Here is a 23,133-nt window from a genome sequence, read left to right as displayed (position 1 = left end):
ACGACCCTAGGGGTTCGCTTTGACCACGCACACCACCTCCAGCGCCGCCCAGCAGGCCATCACGACCCCGTTCTGTGAGTACCGCGCGCTCGTCCTCGACGCCGCCGCCTGGCGCCTGCTGTCCTCGAGCCCGCATCTCGCCGAGCTGCTCGCCGAATGGGTCGAGTGGGAACGCCGGCGCACGGCCCGCGAGACCTCCAACGCCGTCTCGGGTGCCAGCGACTGGCACGCCAACGCCGCCACCCCGACCTACGCCGAGCTTGCCCGCCGCCGCGCCGTGGCCACCCGGCCTTCCCTGACGCCGCAGCAGATCCGCGCTCAGGCCACCGCCTCGTGGGCGCGGGTCGACGCGTGGATCGCCACCCGCCAGGACGCCGCCTGATGGCCACACAAGCTCACACGGAAGGGAAATCACCCATGGCCGCCTCTCACGACGGAGCCGCCCTCCTGGACGCGCTGCGGGCCGCTCTGACCCGCTACGTGTCGCTGCCCAGCCCCGAGACCGCCGACGCCATCACGTTGTGGATCGCCGCCACCCACGCCCAACCCGCGTGGGCGCACGCCCCGCGCCTGGTGATCCGGGCACCGGAGAAGCGCTGCGGGAAGTCTCGCCTGCTCGACATCGTCGAGGCCACGTGCCACGAGCCGTTCATCACCGTCAACAGCTCCCCAGCGGCCGTGTACCGCTCCGTCTCGAACGACCCGCCCACGCTGCTCGTCGACGAGGCAGACACGATCTTCGGGCCGAAAGCCGACGGGAACGAAGACCTGCGCGGGCTGCTCAACGCCGGACACCAGCGCAACCGCCCCGCCAAGCGCTACGACGCCACCAACCAACGCGTCGAGTCCATCCCCACGTTCGCCATGGCCGCCCTCGCCGGCATCGGCGCCATGCCCGACACCATCGAGGACCGCGCCGTCATCGCCCGCATGCGCCGCCGCGCACCAGGGGAAACCGTTGCCCCGTACCGGCATCGCCGTGACCGGCCTGCCTTGCGCACCCTCGCCGACAACCTCGCCGCGTGGCTGCGCTCCGACCTCGCCACCCTCGAAGCCGCCGAACCGGAGATGCCCGTGGAAGACCGCGCCGCCGACACCTGGGAACCCCTCGTCATCGTCGCCGACCATGCCGGCGGGGAGTGGCCCGAGCGCAGCCGGAAGGCCGTCATCGCGCTCACCACCGCCGACGCCGACACCGACGACAGCTCCGAACGCGTCCGGCTCCTGGTCGACTGCCACGCCGCATTCGGCGGGGCACACATGCTGACCACCGGGCAGCTTCTGGCCCGACTGAACGCCGACCCGGAAGCGCCCTGGTGCGGCTACGGACCAACGGGGCTCACCCCCGCCAAGCTCGCCAAGTTGTTGCGGGAGTACGGCATCCGCTCAGGCAACATCCGCCCTGACGGCGGCCCCCAGGCGAAGGGCTACACCTGCGCCGACTTCATCGACTCTTGGGCGCGCTACTGCCCCGACCTGCCCGGCGTGCCCACCGCAGACGAGTCCGGAGGCGAACGGGACGGCTGTGACACGTCATCCGGGGTCGTCCCGATCCGCCGCGCCCGGTCCGCCTGACCAACCCCCAGCGGGGTAGCCGTCCCAGCCGTCCCAAGCGTCCCCACGCAGGTCAGCCCGGGGACGGCACCCATCCCCGGGACGGCTTGAGCCGTCCCACTCGGCCCGCCCTGGGACGGCTCAAGCCGTCCCACGAAAACAGCCGTCCCAGGGCTGACCTGCGACGGGACGGCTGGGACGGCTGGGACGGCTACCCCCCTCGCTCTCGACCACACCCGTGCCGCCAACGAAGGGTTCCACCACCGATGGCTACCGCCGACGACATCACCCAGCTCGCCACCACCCTCGCTCAGCTCGCCGAACGTCTCGCCGCCCAAGAAGCCGACACCGCCGCTCGCCCCGTACCGCGCTCCATGCCGGCACGAGTCCTGCTCACCGTCGAAGAAGCCGCCGAACGCCTCGGCATCGGCCGCACCATGACCTACCGCCTCGTCCGGACCGGTCAGCTCGAATCCGTCCAGATCGGACGGCTCCGCCGCATTCACGTGTCCGCAGTGGACGAATACGCAATGACCCTCGTCACCGCCTCTGCCCGTCACGCCGCCTGAAGGAGAACCCGATGCCCAGGAAGAAACGGCCAGAAGGAACGCGCGCACCGAACGGCGCCAGCACCGTCTATTTCAGTGAAACGGATGGGCACTGGCACGGTCGGGTCACGGTCGGCAAGAAGGACAATGGGAACCCGGACCGCCGACACACGATGTCGAAGGATGAGACCAAAGTCCGGAACAAGGTGCGCGAGTGGGAGAACGAGCGCGACGAAGGTCGCGTGCGAAAGGCGGGGCAGAACTGGACCGTTGAGACGTGGTTGAACCACTGGCTGCACGAGATCATGGCCCCGCCGACGATTACCGAGAATGCCTGGGACGCGTACGAAGTGGCGTGCCGCGTGCACCTCGTTCCGGGCGTCGGCGCGCACCGGCTCCAGCGGTCGCACTCGGGGGACAAGCTGGAGCCTGAGCACCTGGAAAAGCTCTACCGCAGGATGACACGTGAGGGTTCCTCTGCCGGTCGAGTTCATCAAGTCCACCGGACCATCCGCACTGCGCTGAAGGAAGCCAAGAAACGCAAAATCATCGCTGACAACCCTGCGGAACTCGCCCGCGCTCCGAAGGTCGAGGAGGTCGAGTACGAACCGTACGACGTCGACGAGATCCAGCGCGTTCTTGAAACGGCGAACCGGCGACGCAACAGTGCGCGGTGGGCGATTGCGCTGGCGCTTGGCCTGCGTCAAGGGGAAGCCCTCGGAATCCAGTGGCCTGACGTGAACTGGGACCGCTGGGACCGGCCGTGCAAGAAGCACGGATCCCCCTTCTGCGCCGCGTGTTTCGAGTACCACGCGCCCGAAATCGGCGTGCGACGTAACAGGCTCCGGCCGAAGTACAAGCACGGCTGCTTGACGCCGTGCGGCCGCAAGTTCGCCGGCTACTGCCCTCAGCGCGTCTCGGCACGGCGAGAGACGGCGCCCACGAAGTCGCGGGCGGGTAAGCGGTACATCGGGCTGCCCAAGCAACTCGCGCTCCTCCTCGTGCGGCACCAGGCGGCCCACGCCCAGGAACGCGCACTGGCGGCTGACCTCTGGGAGGAGACCGGCTACGTCTTTACCAAGCCGACCGGGCAGCCGCTCGTGCCTAACACCGACTACCACCACTGGAAGGAACTCCTGCGCGACGCCAAGGTGGGGGAGCGGCGGCTTCACGACGCCCGGCACACCGCTGCGACGGTGCTCCTGCTGCTGGAGGTCCCCGAGCGGACCGTCATGTCCATCATGGGGTGGTCCAGCACCGCCATGGCCGCGCGGTACCAGCACGTGACCGACCGCATTCGCCGGGGCGTGGCCGGTCGGGTCGACGGGCTCCTCTGGGCGCCGCCGAACGACGCGGCGGGCGCGGACGACGAGCCCCGGGAGGTGGCCTAACAGGGGGCAAATGAGACTAGAACTGAGACTAAGATGGAAACGCCGGGTGCCCCGAAGTGGGACACCCGGCGTTTTGCCTGGTAATGCGGCGGAGGATACAGGATTCGAACCTGCGAGGGCGTGAACCCAACACGCTTTCCAAGCGTGCGCCTTAGGCCGCTCGGCCAATCCTCCGTGGAGAAGGGTACCGGATGGGGTGGTGCGGTCCCGCAGGTGGGCCGGGGGTGACCCGGGCGGTGTGGATCGGCTGGTGGAGATCGCCGGGATGGCTCAGGTGCGGTCGAGATCGGGCGGTGGGGATCAGCAGGTCGGAACCCGGCGGTCGGGAGAAGTGTGCCGTGGTGGCCGCCGGATCGGGCCGCCGCGATCGGCCGGCCGGGGGTGGGTCGGCTCGGCTTCCCGGGCTGATCAAGGGCGAGGGTCGGGAAGAGGTCGACCGAGACGAGGTCGGCCGGCGGACGTGGCTCGAGGCGAGACGCGCGTGGAGATCGCCGGGGAAGGGGTCAGGCCGGGATGACGTCGGCGACGACGGTGGTGATGTTGTCCGGGCCGCCGCCGTCGTTGGCGAGGGTGATGAGGGCCGCGACGGCTTCGTCGGGGGTGCCGGCGGCGAGGGTTTCCGCGATGGCCGGTTCGCCGGCGCCGGCGGTGAGGCCGTCGGAGCACAGGAGCAGGCGGTCGTCGGCGCGGATGTCGAAGTCCCAGATGTCCGGGTCGCTGGAGCCGGTGCTCTGGAGGGCCTTCATGAGCAGCGAGCGGCGCGGGTGGTCGATCGCGTCGGCCTGGGAGATGCGGCCGTCTTCGACGAGGGCCTGCACGAGGGTGTGGTCGCGGGTGATGCGGTGCAGTTCACCGTCGCGCAGGAGGTAGCCGCGGGAGTCGCCGATGTGGGCGGCGGCGAAGCGGGTGCCGTCGAAGAGCAGGGTGGTGAGCGTGGTGCCCATGCCGTGGGTGGCCGGGTCCTGTTCGGCGATCTCGGCGAGGCGCTCGCCGATGCGCCGGACGCCGTCGGCGAGGGTGGCCTGCAGGTCGAGCGACTCGAGGTCGAGCGAGCGCAGCTCCGAGTCCAGGCTGGCGAGCACACCGACCGCGGTGGCACTGGCCACTTCCCCGTGGGGCTGACCACCGATACCGTCGGCCACGGCGAGCAGGCGTCCGCTGGCGTAGACGGAGTCCTCGTTGATCGAGCGTCGTCGCCCGGTGTCGGAGCCCGCGGCGTAGCGCAGGGTGAACCGGGTCTGGTTGGTGGCCATGTCACCATGAAACCATTGGTTGACTGAGTTAACAAGCAAAACGATGGAAACTCCAGTCATCAGCTATCGTGCTGGCCATGGACGACACCGCGACGGTCAGCGCCGCCGACATCGCCCGGCTCGCCGGGGTGCGCCGTGCCGCGGTGAGCAACTGGCGCCGCCGCCACGACGACTTTCCGCGCCCGGTCGGCGGCACCGCGTCCAGCCCGCTGTTCTCGCTGCCCGCCGTGCAGGCCTGGCTGAGCAGCCGCGGCCGGCCCGTGGAGCTCGCGCCGATCGACCGCGCCTGGCAACGCCTGCGCGCCCTCGGCGACGACCTCGACCTGGGCGAACGCGTGGCCGACGCCGGCGACTACCTCGCCCACGCCGGCGAACGCCCCGACGACGACCCGGAGCTGCTCACCCTCCTCACCGAGGTGGCCACCACGCGCGGCGCCGCCTGGACCTTCGAGCAGCTCTGCGAACGCTACTTCGAGGCCCACGCCCGCCGCGTCTCCCCGACCCCGCCGGCGTACGCGAGCCTCATGGTCCGCCTCGCCGGCGCGAACGGGACCACCGTGCTCGACCCGGCCTGCGGCTTCGGAACGCTGCTGCTCGAAGCCGGCCAAGCCCACCACGTCCAAGGCCAGGACAGCGACCCCACCACCGCCCGCATCGCGGCGCTCAGACTCAGGCTCCACGGCACCGACACCGAAATCCACGTCGGTGATTCCCTGCGCGAAGACGCCTTCGCGGGCCAGCAAGCCGATGTCGTCCTCTGCGACCCGCCGTTCAACGAACGCGCGTGGGGTCACGAAGAGCTCGTCGGCGATCCGCGTTGGGAGTACGGCCTGCCGCCGCGCGGCGAATCGGAGCTCGCGTGGGTGCAGCACTGCCTCGCGCGCGTGAAACCCGGCGGCACGGTCGCCATCCTCATGCCCGGCGCCGCCGCCGGGCGCCGGAGCGGCAAGCGCATCCGCGCCAACCTCCTGCGCGCGGGCGCCCTGCGCGCCGTGCTCACGCTCGCCCCCGGCACCGACCTCTGGCTCCTCACGAGACCCGCGGCCGGCAGCCGCGCCCCCGCCACCGTGCTGCTCGCCGAAACGACCGTGGACGACGCCGAAGCGCTTTGGCGACAACCGGCCGAAAACGGCACCAGCGTGCTCGACCTCCTCGACGACGACGTCGACCTCACCCCGGCCCAGCGCCGCACCGCGCAGGAAGATCCGGGCCAGGCTTTCCTTGCCGCACAACGGCTCTTCGGCCGCGTCGGCCTCGACCTGCCGCCCCTGCTGCCGACCGGCGAGGAACCGCCGCACACCACGATCGGCGAGCTGGTGAAAGTCGGTGCCCTCGAGATCCACCACACACCCGCCCGCGCTGGCGACGGTGACGAACCCGTGCTCACCCTCGACGACGTGCTCGCCGACCGCGGCCCCACCGGTTACGCCGCCCCCGACGACGCCGCCGTGATCGCCCGCGAAGGCGACGTGATCGCCTCCGTGACCGGCGCCGTCAAAGTCCACAGTGGACCACCGACGCGCCTCGGCGCCGCGCTTTCGCTCTACCGCGTGGATCCGGCCCACCTCGATGCCGAGTTCCTCGCCGGCTGCCTGCGCGCCGCGGATTTCCCGGTGCACAGCGCCTCGACCCGAATCGACGCGCGGCGCCTCAAAGTGCCGCGCTACCCGCTCGCCGAGCAACGCGCGTACGGCGCCGCGTTCCGCGCGTTGGCCGAGTTCGACCGGGCGCTGCGGGAGACGGCGGAAATCGGCCGTGACCTGGTCCGGCTAGGCTTTGCCGCGCTCGCCGAAGGACGGCTGCGGCCCGGCGCCTGAAGGGAACCCATGCTCATCGCCGATCGCTACGAGGTCGACGAGCTGCCGCTGGGCCGCGGCGGGATGGGCGCGGTGCACCGCGGGCACGACCGGCGCCTCGGCCGCCGCGTCGCCATCAAGCTGCTGCGCCTGCCCGGCCGCGACGAAGAGCTCGAAGAACGCTTCGCCCGCGAAGCCCGCATCCTCGCGACGCTCGACCACGCCGGCGTGCCCACGCTCTACGACTTCGGCACCCACGACGACCGGTTGTTCCAGGTCATGCAGTTCGTCGACGGCGTCACCGTCGCCGATCTACTGGCCGAACACGGTCCGCTGCCGGTGCCCTGGGCCGCGGCGATCGCGGCCCAGACGGCCGCGGTGCTCTCGGCCGCCCACGCCCGCTCCGTCTGCCACCGCGACCTCAAACCCGCCAACCTCATGCTCTGCCCCGACGGCAGCGTGAAGGTGATGGACTTCGGCCTCGCCGTGCTGCGTGAAGCCGACGTTGCCCGCTTCACCCGCGCAGGCCAGCTGCTCGGCACGCCGTCGTACATGGCGCCGGAGCAAATCCAGCGTGGCCTCGCCGAGCCGCGAAGCGACCTGTACGCGCTGGGCTGCGCGCTGCACGAGATGCTCACCGGCCGCCAGCTCTTCACCGGGCCCACCGCGTACGCCGTGTTCGAGAAGCAGGTGAAGGACGCTCCGCCCGCCGTCGCCGGAGTCCCCGGCGCGCTCAACGCCCTGCTCGCCGCCACGCTGGCGAAGGACCCGGCCGACCGCCCGGCCGGCGCCGACGAGCTGTTCGCGCGGCTCGGCCCGTTCGTCCGCGATCTGCCCCCACTGCCCGGTTTCCTGCACCCGGCGCCGAGCCCCGCACGCATGTACGCCCGCGTGATGGCCCAGGTCCGGGTATGACAAAACCCTCCCGGCCCGCGAACGGGGTCCGGGAGGGTTTCGCCGGCGTCAGGCCCGCACCGCCGGCCGGCTCTGCTCGGCGAGCGGCAGGCCGCGCTGCTGGATGCGGTAGTAGGTGAGCGCGTTCTGCACCCCGATGCTCAGCCCCATCGTGAGCAGGATCGACGCCGAGGTGAGGCCGCCGTCGAAGCCGAGGTAGCCACCGAGGAAGCCGAACCCGACGCGGGCGCCGATCGTGGCGAGCCACAGCACGAGCGTGAGGGCCGAGCCCTTCTGCCAGGTCGTGTTGCCGCGTGCGGTGAGCGAGGTGCTGGCGCTGCGGCCCAGGCCGAGCACGATCAGCACCACGATGTCCGCCCCGAACATCACCAGTTCGCCGGTGCCGGCCGCCGGCAGCGCCCGGGCGACGGTGACCACCCCGAGCACGGTGAGGATCAGCGGCATCGTGATCAGCGACTTGCGGCTCAGCAGCGTGCCGCGCAGCTGCTTGTAGACGACGCGGTAGAGCACGAGGGCGGCGAGGGCGACGTAGACGACGATGGTGAACGGGCCGAAGTTCACGGTGACTCCTTGGTCGGTGGTGATACCCAGGTTCGTCCGTTCGACCAGCGAATACGTCGGCTCCCGGGCGGGTTCCGGGTGGATCTCCACCTCCACCCTGGGATTGAGCCGGCGCGAAATCGTGACCTTCGGGCCGCAACCCGGATGGGGGGACGGTCGTCTATCCCCGTGACAAGTTCGACTGACCTGGGGGTATCGGATCGTGAAGAGGCTTCTGGTGGGGATCGCGGCCGTGGCCAGCGCGTTCGCGCTCGCCGCGTGCTCCGGCGGCGGCGCTTCGCCCGCCAACGTGACCGGCGGCGGCGCCGTCGAGGCCGGTGCGGGCGGCGGTGCCCCGGCGGTTTCGGCGACCAGCAGCGCGGCGCCGACCACGAGCAGCGCCCCGGCCACCACCAGCTCGCCGGCCACGAGCACCACGAAGCCCAAGCCGACGACCACGAAGCCGAAGGCCACCACGCCGAAGCCGGCCACCACGAAGCCGAAGGCCGTGACGACCTCGGCCGACGTGCCGTGCGCCAAGGCCGCCGCCGCGTCGGGCACGGCCGCATGCGTGGACATCTCGGCGCACAAGGCGTGGCTGCTGCAGGACGGCAAGGTGATCTACGGACCCGTGTCGATGCTGCCGGGCCGCAAGGGCAACGCGACGCCGACGGGCTCGTTCCGCGTGCTGTCGAAGGAGAAGATGCACTACAGCCGCGAGTTCGACAACGCGCCGATGCCCAACTCGGTCTTCTTCTACCCCGGCGACGCCTTCCACACCGGCAGCCTGAAGACCTACTCGCACGGCTGCGTGCACCTCTCGGCGACGTCGTCGCTGAAGTTCTTCAACACCCTCCACGTCGGTGACGTGGTGCAGGTCGTGCCCTGACCTCACCTGGGGTGAAGCGCGAAGTGGGGGTGCCGGACGAACCGGCACCCCCACTTCCTTTTCGGCTTCGGGTCAGGCCGCCAGCGGCCCGAACGTGGCGGGACCGCTCGTGCCGTTCGTCCCCGAGTACGCCTGGCAGCCGGCGCGGTAGGCCGCCGCCTGCGAGCCGTCCGGTCCGAGCGCCTGGTCGGCCCACCCGCGGATGGTGCGGTAGGTGTCGGGCGCGTTGCGCTGCAGGTTGAGGTCGTGCCCGGCGGCCGGCGTCACCGCGGCGCGCACGCACGCGGCCGGCGCGAAGTACTGCGCCTCCTCCTTCTGCAGGGCCTGGCTCGAAGCGCAGTGCGCGGCGCCGGGGCCGCAGAAGAACAGGTCCTTCTCACCGTCCACGAGGAACACCGGGATGCGGATGTTCTCGGTGTGCGCGGACAGCGGCAGCGACAGTTCCTGGCCCGTGGTGGGGATCGCGCCGAGTGAGAGCTTGTTGTAGCGGTTGATGAACGTGGAGCCCTCGCCGAGCGTCACGGTGTCGCGCAACACGTTCTGGTCGTAGTCGATCATGGCCGGATCCACATTGGACAACACATAGAGGAAGTCCTTGTCCCGCCCGCCGGCCGGTGGCGTGAAGTACGTGGGGTCGAGGCCGACGAGCGGCGCCGTCTTGGCGTCGATCATCGCGGGGTTGCGGGCGAAGCCGCTGAAGAACCTGGTCAGCGGCGCGAGCTGGATGCTCGAGCCCCAGCCGGTGCCGATGATGGCGTCGGCGTCGTTGTAGATCGACGACTCCAGCCACGACGTCGCCGTGCCGTAGGAGTGCCCGACCAGGATCACGTGCTGGAACGGCGAACCGCCGATCTTGCCCGCGCGCAGCTGCTGCAGCACCTGGTGCGCGACCTCGGCCTGCGAGTCGAGCGTGACCACCGCGCCCGACGGGTGGGCGCTCTCGCCGTAGCCGAGGCGGTCGATGGCGTAGACGCCGTAGCCGGCCGCGGTCATCTGCCGGACGAACGAGTAGGTCTCGGGCTGGTACCCCGAATCCCAATACTGGTTGGTGTAGGTGATGCCGTGCAGCGCCAGCATCACCGTCTTCGCCGAACCGGACGCGGGCAGGCAGAGCCGGCCGTGGATGGTCAGCTCGGGCGGCGCGGTGATCGAGCCGACAGGCAGCGGCACGACCTGGTGGTCGAGCACCTCGCTCGGCACGGTCGTGTCGACGAAGCTGCAGCCGGGCGAGAGCGGGAGCTGGGAGTTGGAGACGGGGAACGGTTCGGCCGACGCGCTCGGTGCCAGTCCGGTGCCGAGACCGAGCACCGTCAGGGCGGCAAGAGCCACGTGTTTGATCCGGGAACGCCGCACGATCATCACCTCGTTGTGGGGTCGTGGTGGAGCAGGCGAAGAAGTTTCTACACTTGATTGACGTCTGGATGGTTATCTGTAGACATAGTTCAATCGTCCGGGTGGGAACAAATGTTCGAGAATCACCACGAGCTGTGCGTTCGCTGACCTTCGTGGTCGCCGAGGGGACTTCACGCGGTTCACCCGGATGAGGTAACAACGTCCGCTTCGTGAGCGATAACCGATCACTCACGAAGGGGCGTCCGCATGGCTTGGAACAAGCTTCGCTCGCTGCTCACGGCCGCTGTGCTGGCCGTCGCGCTGGTGCCGATCACCGCTGCCGCCGCGGCGGCCGACGACACCGCGCCGACCCTGCCCGCGGGCTTCGTCCTGCGGGACACGCCCACCGGCCTCGCGCCGTACGACTTCACCGACTTCGCGTGGCTGCCCGACGACAGCGTGCTCGCGCTGGGCAAGAGCGGAGTCGTGAACTGGGTTCCGGCCAACGGCACGGGCGCGCCGGTGCGGATCGCGACCTTCTCCGTGGAGTCGCAGGGCGACGTCGGGCTCACGAGCATCGCGCTCGCGCCGGACTACGAGACGTCGCACCAGATCTACCTCAACCGCGCCGTGAGCACCGGCAACGGCAAGTACGTGCAGCGCGCCGCGCGCTTCACCGTGAGCCTCGACGGCGCGGGCCATCCGACCGGCCTGACCGGCGAAAAGGTGATCTTCGACCTGCCCGGCAGCGAGTTCTACATCCACGGCCTCGACACCGTGATCCCCGCGGCCGACGGCACGCTGTGGTACTCCGTGGGCGACAACGGCGACGCGGGCAAGACCAACGAGGTCGCCTTCGCGGCGCTCGACCTCGACTCGCCGTTCGGCAAGATCCTGCACGTGACGCAGGACGGCAAAGCCGTGCCGAGCAACCCGTTCTACAGCGCCGCGGCGCCGGACGCCACGCGCAGCAAGGTGTTCGCCAGCGGCTTCCGCAACCCGTTCCGCTTCACGCTCGACCCGAAGAGCGGCCTGCCCGTGGTCGGCGACGTCGGCTGGTACATCTGGGAAGAGCTCGACGTGGTGCAGCCGGGCGCGAACCTGGCGTGGCCCTGCTGGGAAGGCAACCACCCGACGCCCGGTTACAGCACCGACGCGCGCTGCGCCCACGTGGTGAACACGCCGCCGCTGTGGGAACACCAGCACGGCACCGGGCCGACGAACGGCAACAGCATCACCGGCGGCATCGTCTACAGTGGAACGTCGTACCCGGCCGCGTACCAGGGCTCGTACTTCTTCGGCGACTACGCCGGCCAGAAGATGTGGACGCTCAAGTACAACGCGCAGGGCGCCCTCACGCAGGCGCCGGTGAACCCGCCGCCGTTCTCGAACATCGGCGGTGTCACGCGCATTTCCGCGGCGCCCAACGGCGACATCGTGTTCTCCGACCTCAACGGCGCCCGCCTGCGCCGCCTCAGCTACTCGGCGACCAACGCGGCGCCGGTCGCCGTGGCGACCTCGTCGACGAACCCCGACACGCGCACGGTTTCCTTCGACGCCAGTGGTTCCTACGACTTCGACGGCGACCCGCTCACCTACACCTGGAACTTCGGCGACGGCACCACCGGGACCGGCGCCACGGCGAGCCACCAGTACGGCACCGGCGACTCGTTCACGGCCACCCTCACCGCGCAGGACCCGTTGGGTGGCAAGGGAACCACGACGGTCGCGGTCGCGCCGGGCAACCACTCGCCGGACCTGCGGCTGACCGCTCCGGACAAGACCTTCGCCGTCGGCGAGCCGGTGGACCTCACCGCGACGGCCACCGACGCCGAGGACGGCACCCTGCCCATCACCTGGACCTCGCTGATCCGGCACTGCCCGGACCTCGGCGTGTGCCACGTGCACCCGGACGACGGCGCGACCGGACCGGCGGTCTCCGTGCCGTTCACCGACCACACCGACTCGCGCATGGAGTTCACCGCGACGGTGACCGACAGCGCCGGGGTGAAGGCGAGCAAGACCTACGTCGCCCTGCCGCGCCAGCACCGGCTCACGCTCGTGAGCACGCAGCCGGCCGCGCTGAGCATCCCCAGCGAGGGCGGCGTGAGCAGCGCGATGGTCACGGAAGGCGCGAAGTTCGACGTCACGGCCGCGTCGCTGGGCAGCGACGGCGCGTCGAAGTTCACCGGCTGGCAGGACGGGCCGGCCACGGCGTCGTGGTCGATCACCGTCGGCGCGGACGACACGACGCTGACGGCGAACTACGCCACCGCGATCGACCAGCGCTACGCCGCGGAGCCCGCGCTGCGCACGCTGATCGGCGCGGCGACCGGCCCCGAGGTGGTCGACGGCCCGGTGCACTACCGGCCCTACGCCAACGGCCGCCTCTACTGGACCACGGCGACCGGCGTGCGGGAGATCGGCGGCCAGCTCCTCGCCGAGTACCTCGCGATCGGTGGCCACCAGGCCTACGGGCCGCCGGTGACCGACGAGACGCGGACCCCGGACGGCGTCGGCCGCTTCAACCACCTGCAGGGCACGCCGGGCACGATGGCGGCGTCGATCTACTGGTCGCCCTCGACCGGGGCGCACTCGATCCAGGGCCTGATCCGCGTGAAGTGGGCGGCGCTGGGCTGGGAAAAGACCATGGGCTACCCGATCAACGACGAGGCCGCGACCCCGGACGGCGTCGGCCGCTACAACCACTTCAGCGGCGGCGGCTCGATCTACTACACCGTGGCGACCGGCGCGCACCAGATCGGCGGCGCGATCAAGCAGAAGTGGGCCGCCTACGGCTGGGAGCGCGGGCTCGGTTACCCGACCACGGACGAGTCCGTGACCCCCGACGGGGTCGGCCGCTACAACCACTTCACCAACAACATGTCGGTCTACTGGACGCCTTCGACGGGCGCGCACGAGATCGGCGGCGCGATCCGCCAGACCTGGGCCGCCACCGGCTGGGAGCGCGGCCTGGGTTACCCGACCACGGACGAAACCTCGACGCCCAACGGTGCCGCGCGCTACAACCACTTCACCGGCAACGCGTCCATCTACTGGAGTCCGTCCACCGGCTCGCACTACGTGAAGGGTGAGATCCGCAAGCGCTGGGCCGCGCTCGGGTGGGAGAAGTCGTATCTCGGCCTGCCGACGTCGGACGAGTACCGCTACGGCACCGGCTACCGCAGTGACTTCCGCGGCGGGTACATCGTGTGGACGCCGTCGGGCGGTTCGGTGGACCGGCGCTGGTGAGTGGTGAGGGTCACCCACGCCGGGAGCAGCGGCGTGGGTGATCTGTCCATTGTGGCGTTCCGAATGATGGGAACTGCCCGTAAGGGCGCGAAGTAAGGAACTTTCAGACAACGGATCGTGGGGTAACTTCGCGGAAGATCACGAGAGAGGTCTTCCATGCGCAAGCTCGCCCTGGCCGCTGTCGCCGCCACTGTAACCGCTGCAACGCTTTTCGCTCCGGCCGTCGCGTCGGCTACGCCCGCTCGCGGGGTGACGGCGACCGTGCTTTCCCAGTGGACGGCTGGCCACACCGACTACGTGCTCCGCAAGATCACGATCGCCCCCGGCAGCTCGGACAGCCCCGGCACCACCGGCTGGCACACCCACGAGGGCAACCTCTACGGCCGGGTGCTCGAAGGCACGCTGACCCACTACAAGTCCGACTGTTCCGTGGACGGCGTGTACCACCAGGGCGACAGCATCATGGAGCCCGCCGGCGCCGACCACGTCCACGAAGGACGCAACGAAGGCACCACGCCGATGGTGCTGGAAGTCCTCTACGTGCTGCCCCACGGCGCACCGCTCGCCGACGACGCGCCGAACCCGGGCTGCAGCTTCGACTGACCACGAGCGCCGGGCCAGGGGAACCACGTCGGGGGGTGCCCCTGACCTCGGCTTTCGCGTGGATCAGAGCAGGTCGGCCGGGCGGGTGCCGCGCGCGGTGAGCGGCAGGCCGAGTGCGACGCGCTCGGTGAGCCAGCTGCTCGGCCGGTACCTCGGGTCCCCGGTGGACTGCAGCAGTCCGGTGAGGACCCGCAGCACCTTGTCCGGCCCGATGAGGTCGCCCCACTCCAGCGGGCCGCGCGGGTAACCGAGGCCCAGGCGCACGGCGGTGTCGATGTCGGCCGGGTCGGCGAGGTTCTGCGCGGCGATATAGCACGCCGTGTTCACGATCGAGGCCAGCAGCCGCTGCGCGATCGGGGCCGGGCCGTCCTGCACGATGGTGACCGGCCGTCCGGTGGCGGCCAGCGCGCCCCACGCGGCGCGCCCGGCCGTGGGGTCGAGTCCCGGGTGGACGGACAGCGTGAGGCGGCTTTCGTAGCCGGCCAAGGCGTCGACGCCGCACACGCGGGGCGAGGGCAGACCGGCGCGCGCCGCGGCCTCCAAAGTGGACTCACCGCGCAGGGCGACGAGCAGCACCGCGTCGGGGTACGCGTCGGCCACGACCTGAACGCCGGCCGAGGTGAGCAGGCGGCCGAGGCGTTCGTCGGCGGTGTACACCGGCTTGTCCGGGGCCGGCGGCGCGGTCGGCTCCGGCGGCACTTCCTGCTTGCCGTCGACGTAGCGGTAGAAGCCCGAGCCGTTCTTGCGGCCGAACAGCCCGGCCGCCACGCGCGGACGCGTGAGCCACGACGGGCGCAGGCGCGGCTCGGCGTGGAAGCCGCTCCAGATGCTTTCCAGCACGGCGTGGGACACGTCGAGTCCGGTGAGGTCGAGCAGCTCGAACGGCCCGAGCCGCAGCCCCAGCACGTCGCGCGCGATGCGGTCGACGTCGGCGGGTTCGGCGAGCGACTCGGACAGGATCTGCAGCGCCTCGGTGTTGAGGCCGCGCCCGGCGTGGTTGACCAGGAACCCGGGCGCGTCCTTGGCGAGCACCGGTTCGTGGCCCCAGCGGCGCACCAGCTTCAGCGCCTCCTCCGGCAGCCACTCGACCGTGCGGACGCCGGGGACGACCTCCACCAGCCGCATCAGCGGTACCGGGTTGAAAAAGTGCAGCCCGATCACCCGCGTGGGGTCACTCAGACCCGCGGCGATCTCCGTGACCGACAGCGAGCTCGTGTTGGTGGCGAACACCGTGTCCGGCCCGCAGACCTGCTCGAGCTTGCCGAACAGCACGCGCTTGGCCTCGAGGTCTTCGCGCACGGCCTCGATCACCAGGTCCACCGTGCCCGCCGGAGCCGACGGCGCGTCGACCATCACGAGGCGCTCCTTGGCGGCGCGGCCCTCGTCCTCGGCCAGGCGGCCCTTGGTGACCAGCTTGTCGATCATCGCGTGCACGTGGTCGAGCGCCGAGCGCACCGCGTCGAGGTCGAGGTCGGCCAGCTCCACCGTGACACCCCCGGTCGCGGCCAGCTGCGCGATGCCGCGCCCCATCACCCCGGTCCCGACCACCCGGATCCTGCTGACCCGCTCGGCCCATCCCGCCACGTCGAACCACCTTCCCCGCGAAGTCGTCACGGCGAACGTACCGCCTCCGCGCGGCCGGTGAACCGGGTCGGGAGGGCTACTTCACAGCCTTCACAACCCTCACAGTCCGACGAAATCGGCCATTTGCCCGGTGAGGTGCTCGAAGTAGGCGTCGGACGGGTCGACGCTGCCCACGTACTGGCCGAACAGCTCGAAGCTGATCGCGCCGAACAGCTGCGTCCACGCGCCGATGAGCCGCGTCACGACCTCGGCCGGCGCCTGCGTGCCCAGCTCCTTGGCCAGCCCTTCGGCCTGCGCACGCAGCACTGCGGACATCGGCGCCGTGACGGCAGGTTCGTGCGGATCGGCCTCGATCAGCACTTTCGCAAGCGCTTGCGCGACCCGTGCGGCGGGCACGACGGTGTCGCGAGGGGCCTCGTAGCCGGGGATCGGTGAGCCGTAGATCAGCGCGTATTCGTGCGGGTGGGCTTTGGCCCACGCACGGGTGGCCTGCCACACGGCGTGCCAGCGCGTGCGCGGGTCACCGTCGCCCGGGTCGGCCTTTTCCGCGGCCTCGCCGACGGCGTCGTAGGCGTCGATGATCAGGTCGGTGAGCAGGCGGTCGCGGCTGGGGAAGTAGCGGTAGAGCGCCGAGGACACCATGCCGAGCTCGCGCGCGACGGCGCGCAGGGACAGGCCGTGGGCGCCGACCTCGGCCAGCTGGCGGCGGGCCTCGTCCTTGATCTCGCGCGTCAGCTCGGCGCGGGCGCGTTCGCGGGCGGTCTTGGTGGCGGTCATGAGAGTCAGTGTGCCATTTCGAGAGCGGCGCGCAAAATAGAGAGCACTGCTCTTGACGCCGGACGGCTGATGGTGTTCACTGATCTCAACAGAGAGCACTGCTCTCGCAGACTTGGAGGACACCATGAACACCGAGAAGCGCTACATCAAGCCCGCCAAGGCCACCAACGCGTTCAACAACTTCGTGCAGAAGCTCACCAAGCTGGGCGTGAGCGTGCTGGGCAGCCGGGTGCTGATGGTCCGCGGCCGCAAGACCGGCGAGATCCGCGAGGTGCCGGTGAACCTGCTGCCGTTCGACGGCGGCCGCTACCTGGTGGCGCCGCGCGGCGAGACGCAGTGGGTGCGCAACCTGCGCGTGGCCGGCGAAGGGCAGCTGCGCGTGGGCAAGCGCGTGGAGGGCTTCAAGTACCGCGAGCTGGCCGACGAGGAGAAGCCGGTGCTGCTGCGCGCGTACCTCAAGCGCTGGAAGTTCGAGGTCGGCGTGTTCTTCGACGGAGTGGACGCGAAGGCGCCGGAGGAGAAGCTGCTCGAGATCGCGCCGGGCTACCCCGTGTTCGAGCTGCTGCCGGCGTAAGTCACTTCTTCGTGGTGCGCCGAGCTGTGGCGGCGATGGCCACTACGCCGACCAGGAAAGCGACCAGCCCGACCAGGAACCACAGCTTCTGCCCGGTCATGAAACTGCCGGTGATCACGCCGGCGCCCTGCAGGACCCAGACGGCCCCCACCAGCACCAGCACCGCGCCGATGGCCATCGTGATCCAGCGTTTCACCGGGGTCCTCCTGAGGGATTTCGGCTATGGGGCTTCCGTGGTGCTCTGGGCGACGAGGTCGTTGCGGTAGGCGTAGACCACGGCGTGCACGCGGTCGCGCAGGCCGAGCTTCGCCAGCACGCGCGACACGTGCGTCTTCACAGTCTCCTCGCCGACGTGAAGCTGGCGTGCGATCTCGGCGTTGCTCCGCGCGTCGGCGATGAGAAGCAACACTTCGCGCTCGCGGGAAGTGAGCCGCGCGAGCTCCGGCGGCTCGGCGGCGCGGGGCTCGAGACTGGTGGCGAAGCTGGCCACGAGCCGGCGCGTGACCGAGGGGTCGATCAACGCGTCTCCTCTCGCGGCCACTCGCATGGCGGCCACGAGTTCTTCGGGGGCGAGGCTTTTCAGGAGGAAGCCGCTGGCGCCGGCGCGCAGGGCCCGGTAGACGTATTCGTCGGCGTCGTAGGTGGTCAGGACCAGCACGCGGGTGTCGTTGCCGGGGGTGGCGAGGATGGCTTCGGTGGCGGCGAGGCCGTCGAGGCGGGGCATGCGCACGTCGAGGACCGCGACGTCCGGCTTGAGGCGCTGGGTTTCCGCCACGGCTTCGCGTCCGTCGGCCGCTTCGCCGACGCATTCGAAGTCGGGCTGCGTGTCGAGGAGGGCGCGCATGCCGGAGCGGAACATGGCGTGGTCGTCGGCGAGCAGGACCCGGATCACGCGACCTCCTGTGGTCCGCGGGCTGCGCTCGTGTTCATGCGACCTCCTGTGGTCCGCCGGCGGCCCGGAGCGGGGATGCTCGTGTTCATGCGACCTCCAGGGGGAAACTGGCTTTGACCTGCCAAGTGTCGTCGCGGCGGCCGTAGGTGACTTCGCCGCCGAAGAGCGTGACGCGCTGGCGGATGCCGGCGAGGCCGCGGTGGGCGCCGTCGCGTTGCGGGTCGGGCCGGCCGGCCTCGTTGGTGACGGTGAGGACGATCTCCGTGCGCCGGTGGTCGAGCTCGATTTCGACGGGACCGGTGCCGTGGCGCAGCGCGTTGGTGAGGGCTTCCTGCGCGATGCGGTAGAGGGCGACGTCGAGTGAGCCGGGGATTTCGCGCACGTCGCCGTGGACCGTGAGCCGCACCGGCAGCCCCGCGGCGCGGACGGTGTCGAGCAGCTCGTCGAGGTTGTCGAGCCCGGGCTGGGCGGCTTCGTCCCCGCGCGCGTGCAGGAGATCCAGGAGCCGGCGCAGATCCGCCATCGCCGAGCGGCTCGCGGACTCGACCGCCCCGAGCGACTTGTGCAGCGCGCCTTCGGGCTCGCCCTGCGGCAGACCCAGCCGCGCCGCACCCGCGTGGACACCGATGGCGCTCACGTGGTGGGAGATCACGTCGTGCAGATCGCGCGCGATGGTCTCGCGCTCCTCCTGCACCGCCCGGCGCACGGCCTCGGCTTCGTGCCTGCGGCGCTCGTCCGCTTCCCGCCCCAGGTAGGCGATGTACGCGCCCCGCGCCGTCGTGTACCGCCCGACGAGCCACGGCAACACCGCCGACACGGCCATGCTGATCGCGATCAACGCCGGGTTCGACCCCCGCCCACCGCCCCACAACTCACCCGCGCCGACGCCCGCCAGCATCGCCACCAAGGCGACCACCGCCGGCCCCGTCCGCAACCACGCGCCTGCCCGGTACCCGGCGACGAGAATCCCCGCGTTGTTCCCGACGACGAAGCCGGTGCAGGTACACAGCAGCAGCGGCGCGGCGGCGAAGAGGACCGCGTGCGCCCCCGCCACCCAACCCGAGTACCGGGCGGCGCCGGCCAAGGCCGCGTCGACGATCACCGCGCCGGCGAGGACCACCCAGCCGCGCCAGCCTGCTTCGGGGAGGGGGCCGCGGAGGGAGAAGAGGGCCACGTCGCAGATGAGGCAGACGAGGGCTACCAGCAGCGCTTGGCGCGCCAGTGAGCTGCTGATGTCTCGCACGGGGTCAAGGTACGCAGTGGGGGTGGGGTTGTGGGGTGGTTTTGGGGGAGGGGTCGCACGTTCGGTCGTGGCTTTGTGGGGTGTGGGAGGGGGCCGTTCGCGCCGCAACTGTGGTGCGAGGGGATCGCTCGTGCCGAGGCGGGATTGGCGGCGCGAACGGGCCGGTCGTGCCGGGTCGGGCGGGCGAAGGGACCGTTCATGCCGGCTGTCGAGAGTGGACCTTTCGCGCTGGATGCGAGGAGCGACCGGACCCGTCGTGCGGACCTTGCGGCGCGAGGGGACCGGTCGTGCGGCAAGGCCGGCATGAAATGACCGGTCGTGCGGCTTCGGGCAGTGCGAAAGGACCGGCCGTACCGGGCTGACAGTGCGAGGGGGCCGGTCGTGCTCGGCGCCCGGTAGTTGGGTCGACGGTGCGAAGGGACCGCTCGTGGTGAGGCTGGCGCGCGAGGGGACCGGTCGTGCCGGGTCCGTGGGGTGAAGGGACCGCTCGCGCTGGGGTAAACGGGCCGGCGCCCGGCCCGATGGCGGTCGGGGCGGGCGCCGGGCGTGGGGGTGGCGCGGGGAGCTGGGGTGGGTCAGTTGTTGCCGTAGCGGCGGCGGCCCTGGCCGGGTTGGCCGTTGGCGCCCGGTTGGCCGCCGCGGCCGGTGGCGGTGGTGACGGGTTCGAGCGAGGTGGCGGTGGCCGTGGTGCCGGAGAGTTTGGCCAGGACCGTGACGTTGTCGCCGGTTTTGGGGGCGGTGCTGGATTGCTGGGTGGAGGAGGTGAGGACGTAGGTCTGCTTGTAGCCGTCCTTGCTGGTGAGGGTGACGGAGGTGGCGCTGATCTCCGTGATGGCCCCGGTTTGGAGGCGTTCGGTGGTGTAGCCGCCGGTGGGGTCGGTGACGACGAAGTCGCCGTGGAGGGCGTCGCGCAGGGCTGCGGCGCCGCCGAAGGCGCCGCGTTGGCCGCCGGGGCCGCCTTGGCCGAAGCCGCCCGGGCCGCCGGTGCCGCCGGGGCCGCGGAAGCCGCCGGGGGATTGCTGGGCCGAGGCGTCGTTGGAGCTGGTGCCGGCCCAGATGGCCAGGCCGCCGCCGACGGCGATGACTACCGCGACGCCCGCGGCGATGGCCGTTTTGCGGCCCGACCACGACTTCTTCGGGGTGGCCGGTGGCTCACCGCCAGGCGCGCCCCACGTGGCGCCCTGTGCTGGATCGGTCGTCATGGTGTTGTCCTCCGGGTCGGTGCTGTCCGGGTCGAGCGTCGTGCGCGCCGCTGTGCGGGAGCTGTGTCCGGAGTGGGTTGAGGCTGTGCAAGGAGGGCCACGACCGCGGCACGACCCGCGACAGCAGCTCGACCAAAACACGCGAGCACGACGGCCACTCGATCAAACAGAGCGACCACGCCGGCAGCTCCACCAAACGGCGAGAGCACGACACCAGCTCGACCAACACAGAGCGAGCGCGACGGTCGGTCGACCCGAACACGCGAGCGCGACGGCAGCCTGATCAAACCAGCGTGAGCACGACGGCAGCTCGACCACAGCGTGGCGCGACGGCAACTCGACCGAAAACAGCGCGACCACGACGGACGGCCGACGCAAAACAGCGCGAAGACGACGGCCGCTCGACCGAAACGGCGCGACCACGCACAGCACCCCGACCGAAACGGACCGAACACCACCGCGTGAAACCGGCCCAGCGCGCACAGGAAACCCACAGCCACCGCACAGCTCGGCCTGAAGACCGGCCCCGAGGATGGCACCATGAGCAGTATGAACGCGACGTCGCCCGGCCGGGGCAAGGACGAGTTGCGCCGCGCTGACGGCAGCCCGGTGCGGGTGCTGGTGGTCGATGACGAGTCGACGTTGGCGGAGCTCGTCGCGATGGCCCTGCGGATGGAGGGGTGGGAGGTGCGCAGCGCGGGTGACGGCACCGAGGCCGTGCGCGTGGCGCGTGACTTCCGGCCCGACGCCGTGGTGCTCGACGTGATGCTGCCCGACTTCGACGGCCTCGAGGTGCTGCGCCGCATGCGGGCGGAGGCGCCGTTCCTGCCCGTGCTGTTCCTCACCGCCAAGGACGCCGTGGAGGACCGCATCGCCGGGCTCACGGCGGGCGGCGACGACTACGTGACCAAACCGTTCAGCCTCGAAGAAGTCGCGCTCCGGCTGCGCGCGCTGCTCAGGCGCGCCAACGGCGTCACCGGGGCCAGCGGTTCGCAGCTGGTCGTCGGCGATCTGACGCTCGACGAGGACAGCCGCGAGGTCCACCGCGCCGGCGATCTCGTGCCGCTCACCGCCACGGAGTTCGAGCTGCTGCGCTACCTCATGCGCAACCCCAAGCGCGTGCTCTCCAAGGCCCAGATCCTCGACCGCGTGTGGAGCTACGACTTCGGCGGCCAGGCCAACATCGTCGAGCTCTACATCTCCTACCTGCGCAAGAAGATCGACGCCGACCGGGAGCCCATGATCCACACGATGCGCGGCGCGGGGTATGTCCTCAAGCCCGCCGGGTAACCGGACCCGGCGCCCGTGGTCGCTGCGGCGCCGGCTGATCGTGCAGCTCGCGGCGCTGCTGGCGCTCGTCTGCCTGGTCGTGGGTGTGGTCACCGAGCTCGCGCTCAACGACTTCCTCGTGGGCCAGCTCGACAAGCGCCTCGCCGCGGCGACCGACCGCGGCTTCCGCAGCGGCGACCGGCCACCGTGGATCTACGGCGACAAACCGCCACCCGACCCCCTGCGGGTGCTCGGCCAGGGCGACGGCACGCTCGCCGTGCAGGTCCACGCCGGCACTGTGCGCGCCGCCGTGCTCAACTTCGGCCCCACGCCGCCGTCGAAGGCGAAGCCGCCGCTGGAACAGATCAGCCAGACCCAGCAGAAGCTGCTGCTCGGCCTCCCGCCCGACGGCCACCGCCGCACCATCGACCTCGGCGGCGACCTCGGTGAGTACCGGGTGATCGCGTCGTTCTCCCCGAGCGGCGACTTCTCCGTGGTCGGCCTGCCCCTCTCGGACATCTCGGACACGTTGTGGCGCCTGGGTTTCATCTTCGGCGGGGTCGCGCTCGGCGGCATCCTGGTGGCGGGCTTCGCAGGCGCCGTGACGATCCGGCGCACCATGGCGCCGCTCGACCGCCTCGCCGCCACCGCCACGCGCGTGTCCGAATTGCAGCTCGACCGCGGTGAAGTGGCGCTTTCGGAGCGGGTGTCCGAAGTAGACACCGACCCGAGCACCGAGGTCGGCAAAGTCGGCTTCGCGCTCAACCGCATGCTCGGCCACATCGCCAACGCCCTGAAAGCCCGCCACGCCAGCGAAAGCCGCGTGCGCCAGTTCGTCGCCGACGCCAGCCACGAGCTGCGCACCCCGCTGGCCGCCATCCGCGGCTACGCCGAGCTCACCCGCCGCAGCAAGGAACAGGTGCCGCCCGACGTCGCGTTCGCCATGAGCCGGGTGGAATCCGAGTCGGCGCGCATGACCACGCTGGTGGAGGACCTGCTGCTGCTCGCGCGGCTCGACTCCGGCCGCCCGGTCGTGCCCGAGCCGGTGGACCTCTCGCGCCTGGTGGCCGACGCCGTCGCCGACTCCCACGTGGCCGGGCCCGACCACAAGTGGCGCCTCGAAGCACCGGGCGAGCCGATCAGCGTGCTCGGCGACGCCGGCCAGCTCCACCAGGTCGTGCTCAACCTGCTCGGCAACGCGCGCACCCACACCCCGCCCGGCACCACCGTGACCACGGCGCTGTCCACTCAGGACGGCTGGGTGCGGCTCTCGGTGCTCGACGACGGTCCCGGCATCCCGCCGGAAATCCTGCCCGAGGTGTTCGAGCGCTTCGCCCGCGGCGACAACTCCCGCTCGCGCGCGGCCGGCAGCACCGGCCTCGGCCTGGCGATCGTCGCCGCCGTGGTGGCGGCTCACCGCGGCCGTGTCTCGGTGTTCAGCGAGCCCGGTCGAACGGAGTTTGTCGCAATGTTCCCCGAGTACCGTGACCCGACTCTCACCCAGTCGTGAATTTCTCAC

The 23,133-nt window shown here is 70.9% G+C and carries 21 protein-coding genes and 1 tRNA gene; 12 read left to right on the top strand and 10 right to left on the bottom strand.

The features are described 5' to 3' along the window. The first annotated feature begins 19 nt into the window (after positions 1-19). The 4 genes from VSH64_RS34410 (at position 20) to VSH64_RS34395 (ending at position 3,493) form a co-directional block, all read left to right on the top strand. Entirely contained in the window at positions 20-382 is a 363-nt protein-coding gene (locus VSH64_RS34410) for a hypothetical protein (RefSeq protein WP_326566916.1), read from the top strand. Between the two features lie 35 nt (positions 383-417). Next, positions 418-1,575, top strand: coding sequence for a DUF3631 domain-containing protein (locus tag VSH64_RS34405; protein ID WP_326566915.1), 1,158 nt, complete (start codon positions 418-420; stop codon positions 1,573-1,575). A gap of 245 nt (positions 1,576-1,820) precedes the next feature. Beyond that, entirely contained in the window at positions 1,821-2,123 is a 303-nt protein-coding gene (locus VSH64_RS34400; protein WP_326566914.1) for a helix-turn-helix domain-containing protein, read from the top strand. 11 nt (positions 2,124-2,134) lie between these two features. Next, positions 2,135-3,493 carry a tyrosine-type recombinase/integrase gene (locus VSH64_RS34395; RefSeq protein ID WP_326566913.1) on the top strand — a complete coding sequence of 453 codons (1,359 nt, stop codon included), beginning with the start codon at positions 2,135-2,137 and terminating at the stop codon, positions 3,491-3,493. A gap of 89 nt (positions 3,494-3,582) precedes the next feature. Here the strand turns inward: VSH64_RS34395 and VSH64_RS34390 are convergent. Beyond that, positions 3,583-3,667 (bottom strand) — tRNA-Ser (locus VSH64_RS34390). Positions 3,668-3,996: 329 nt separating this feature from the next. Further along, entirely contained in the window at positions 3,997-4,746 is a 750-nt protein-coding gene (locus tag VSH64_RS34385) for a PP2C family protein-serine/threonine phosphatase (RefSeq protein ID WP_326566912.1), read from the bottom strand. 77 nt (positions 4,747-4,823) lie between these two features. On the opposite strand from VSH64_RS34385, the gene VSH64_RS34380 reads away from it, so the two are divergent. Beyond that, positions 4,824-6,563 carry an HsdM family class I SAM-dependent methyltransferase gene (locus VSH64_RS34380; RefSeq protein ID WP_326566911.1) on the top strand — a complete coding sequence of 580 codons (1,740 nt, stop codon included), beginning with the start codon at positions 4,824-4,826 and terminating at the stop codon, positions 6,561-6,563. Positions 6,564-6,572: 9 nt separating this feature from the next. Next, positions 6,573-7,457: a serine/threonine-protein kinase gene (locus VSH64_RS34375; RefSeq protein ID WP_326566910.1), complete on the top strand. Its 885-nt coding sequence runs from the start codon at positions 6,573-6,575 to the stop codon at positions 7,455-7,457. 48 nt (positions 7,458-7,505) lie between these two features. Here VSH64_RS34375 and VSH64_RS34370 read toward each other — a convergent pair whose 3' ends face one another. Then, positions 7,506-8,114: a hypothetical protein gene (locus VSH64_RS34370; protein WP_326566909.1), complete on the bottom strand. Its 609-nt coding sequence runs from the start codon at positions 8,112-8,114 to the stop codon at positions 7,506-7,508. Positions 8,115-8,220: 106 nt separating this feature from the next. On the opposite strand from VSH64_RS34370, the gene VSH64_RS34365 reads away from it, so the two are divergent. After that, positions 8,221-8,886 (top strand): L,D-transpeptidase, encoded by a 666-nt coding sequence (locus tag VSH64_RS34365; RefSeq protein ID WP_326566908.1) that lies wholly within the window; start codon positions 8,221-8,223, stop codon positions 8,884-8,886. Positions 8,887-8,958: 72 nt separating this feature from the next. Here VSH64_RS34365 and VSH64_RS34360 read toward each other — a convergent pair whose 3' ends face one another. Beyond that, the gene (locus VSH64_RS34360; RefSeq protein WP_326566907.1) at positions 8,959-10,239 is read right to left on the bottom strand and encodes an alpha/beta hydrolase; all 1,281 of its coding nucleotides are present in this window, start codon (positions 10,237-10,239) and stop codon (positions 8,959-8,961) included. Positions 10,240-10,485: 246 nt separating this feature from the next. Between VSH64_RS34360 and VSH64_RS34355 the strand changes: the two genes are divergently transcribed. Both VSH64_RS34355 and VSH64_RS34350 read left to right on the top strand, forming a co-directional pair. Further along, the gene (locus tag VSH64_RS34355; RefSeq protein ID WP_326566906.1) at positions 10,486-13,470 is read left to right on the top strand and encodes a PQQ-dependent sugar dehydrogenase; all 2,985 of its coding nucleotides are present in this window, start codon (positions 10,486-10,488) and stop codon (positions 13,468-13,470) included. A 156-nt stretch (positions 13,471-13,626) separates the two neighbouring features. Further along, positions 13,627-14,073, top strand: a complete 447-nt coding sequence (locus tag VSH64_RS34350; RefSeq protein WP_326566905.1) for a cupin domain-containing protein — start codon at positions 13,627-13,629, stop codon at positions 14,071-14,073. Between the two features lie 63 nt (positions 14,074-14,136). Here VSH64_RS34350 and VSH64_RS34345 read toward each other — a convergent pair whose 3' ends face one another. Continuing rightward, complete coding sequence (locus VSH64_RS34345) at positions 14,137-15,657, bottom strand: 3-hydroxyacyl-CoA dehydrogenase (protein WP_326566904.1); 1,521 nt, start codon at positions 15,655-15,657, stop codon at positions 14,137-14,139. Between the two features lie 99 nt (positions 15,658-15,756). After that, positions 15,757-16,434: a TetR/AcrR family transcriptional regulator gene (locus tag VSH64_RS34340; protein WP_326566903.1), complete on the bottom strand. Its 678-nt coding sequence runs from the start codon at positions 16,432-16,434 to the stop codon at positions 15,757-15,759. Between the two features lie 124 nt (positions 16,435-16,558). On the opposite strand from VSH64_RS34340, the gene VSH64_RS34335 reads away from it, so the two are divergent. After that, on the top strand, positions 16,559-17,008 hold the full coding sequence (locus tag VSH64_RS34335; RefSeq protein WP_326566902.1) for a nitroreductase family deazaflavin-dependent oxidoreductase: 450 nt from the start codon (positions 16,559-16,561) through the stop codon (positions 17,006-17,008). Between the two features lies 1 nt (position 17,009). Here the strand turns inward: VSH64_RS34335 and VSH64_RS34330 are convergent, their stop codons facing one another. The 4 genes from VSH64_RS34330 to VSH64_RS34315 all read right to left on the bottom strand — a co-directional run bounded on the left by VSH64_RS34330 (position 17,010) and on the right by VSH64_RS34315 (position 20,345). Beyond that, positions 17,010-17,204, bottom strand: coding sequence for a hypothetical protein (locus VSH64_RS34330; RefSeq protein ID WP_326566901.1), 195 nt, complete (start codon positions 17,202-17,204; stop codon positions 17,010-17,012). A 24-nt stretch (positions 17,205-17,228) separates the two neighbouring features. Beyond that, the gene (locus VSH64_RS34325; protein WP_326566900.1) at positions 17,229-17,900 is read right to left on the bottom strand and encodes a response regulator transcription factor; all 672 of its coding nucleotides are present in this window, start codon (positions 17,898-17,900) and stop codon (positions 17,229-17,231) included. Between the two features lie 85 nt (positions 17,901-17,985). Continuing rightward, positions 17,986-19,143: a sensor histidine kinase gene (locus tag VSH64_RS34320; protein WP_326566899.1), complete on the bottom strand. Its 1,158-nt coding sequence runs from the start codon at positions 19,141-19,143 to the stop codon at positions 17,986-17,988. A 575-nt stretch (positions 19,144-19,718) separates the two neighbouring features. Further along, positions 19,719-20,345 (bottom strand): hypothetical protein, encoded by a 627-nt coding sequence (locus tag VSH64_RS34315; protein WP_326566898.1) that lies wholly within the window; start codon positions 20,343-20,345, stop codon positions 19,719-19,721. 540 nt (positions 20,346-20,885) lie between these two features. Between VSH64_RS34315 and VSH64_RS34310 the strand changes: the two genes are divergently transcribed. Beyond that, positions 20,886-21,635: a response regulator transcription factor gene (locus VSH64_RS34310; protein ID WP_326566897.1), complete on the top strand. Its 750-nt coding sequence runs from the start codon at positions 20,886-20,888 to the stop codon at positions 21,633-21,635. Continuing rightward, positions 21,613-23,124: a sensor histidine kinase gene (locus VSH64_RS34305; RefSeq protein WP_326566896.1), complete on the top strand. Its 1,512-nt coding sequence runs from the start codon at positions 21,613-21,615 to the stop codon at positions 23,122-23,124. The genes VSH64_RS34310 and VSH64_RS34305 overlap by 23 nt, the downstream gene beginning before the upstream one ends. Positions 23,125-23,133: the final 9 nt, after the last annotated feature.

Source organism: Amycolatopsis rhabdoformis (assembly GCF_035918295.1).
Lineage (GTDB): Bacteria > Actinomycetota > Actinomycetes > Mycobacteriales > Pseudonocardiaceae > Amycolatopsis > Amycolatopsis rhabdoformis.
This window is presented reverse-complemented; position numbering and strand designations above follow the sequence as displayed.

Excerpts from the sequence above, each read along its gene's own strand:
- VSH64_RS34315 (WP_326566898.1), bottom strand. The coding sequence starts at position 20,345 with ATGACGACCGATCCAGCACAGGGCGCCACGTGGGGCGCGCCTGGCGGT.
- VSH64_RS34310 (WP_326566897.1), top strand. The coding sequence starts at position 20,886 with ATGAGCAGTATGAACGCGACGTCGCCCGGCCGGGGCAAGGACGAGTTG.
- VSH64_RS34405 (WP_326566915.1), top strand. The coding sequence starts at position 418 with ATGGCCGCCTCTCACGACGGAGCCGCCCTCCTGGACGCGCTGCGGGCC.
- VSH64_RS34380 (WP_326566911.1), top strand. The coding sequence starts at position 4,824 with ATGGACGACACCGCGACGGTCAGCGCCGCCGACATCGCCCGGCTCGCC.
- VSH64_RS34350 (WP_326566905.1), top strand. The coding sequence starts at position 13,627 with ATGCGCAAGCTCGCCCTGGCCGCTGTCGCCGCCACTGTAACCGCTGCA.
- VSH64_RS34395 (WP_326566913.1), top strand. The coding sequence starts at position 2,135 with ATGCCCAGGAAGAAACGGCCAGAAGGAACGCGCGCACCGAACGGCGCC.
- VSH64_RS34400 (WP_326566914.1), top strand. The coding sequence starts at position 1,821 with ATGGCTACCGCCGACGACATCACCCAGCTCGCCACCACCCTCGCTCAG.
- VSH64_RS34335 (WP_326566902.1), top strand. The coding sequence starts at position 16,559 with ATGAACACCGAGAAGCGCTACATCAAGCCCGCCAAGGCCACCAACGCG.
- VSH64_RS34305 (WP_326566896.1), top strand. The coding sequence starts at position 21,613 with ATGTCCTCAAGCCCGCCGGGTAACCGGACCCGGCGCCCGTGGTCGCTG.
- VSH64_RS34340 (WP_326566903.1), bottom strand. The coding sequence starts at position 16,434 with ATGACCGCCACCAAGACCGCCCGCGAACGCGCCCGCGCCGAGCTGACG.
- VSH64_RS34385 (WP_326566912.1), bottom strand. The coding sequence starts at position 4,746 with ATGGCCACCAACCAGACCCGGTTCACCCTGCGCTACGCCGCGGGCTCC.
- VSH64_RS34375 (WP_326566910.1), top strand. The coding sequence starts at position 6,573 with ATGCTCATCGCCGATCGCTACGAGGTCGACGAGCTGCCGCTGGGCCGC.
- VSH64_RS34355 (WP_326566906.1), top strand. The coding sequence starts at position 10,486 with ATGGCTTGGAACAAGCTTCGCTCGCTGCTCACGGCCGCTGTGCTGGCC.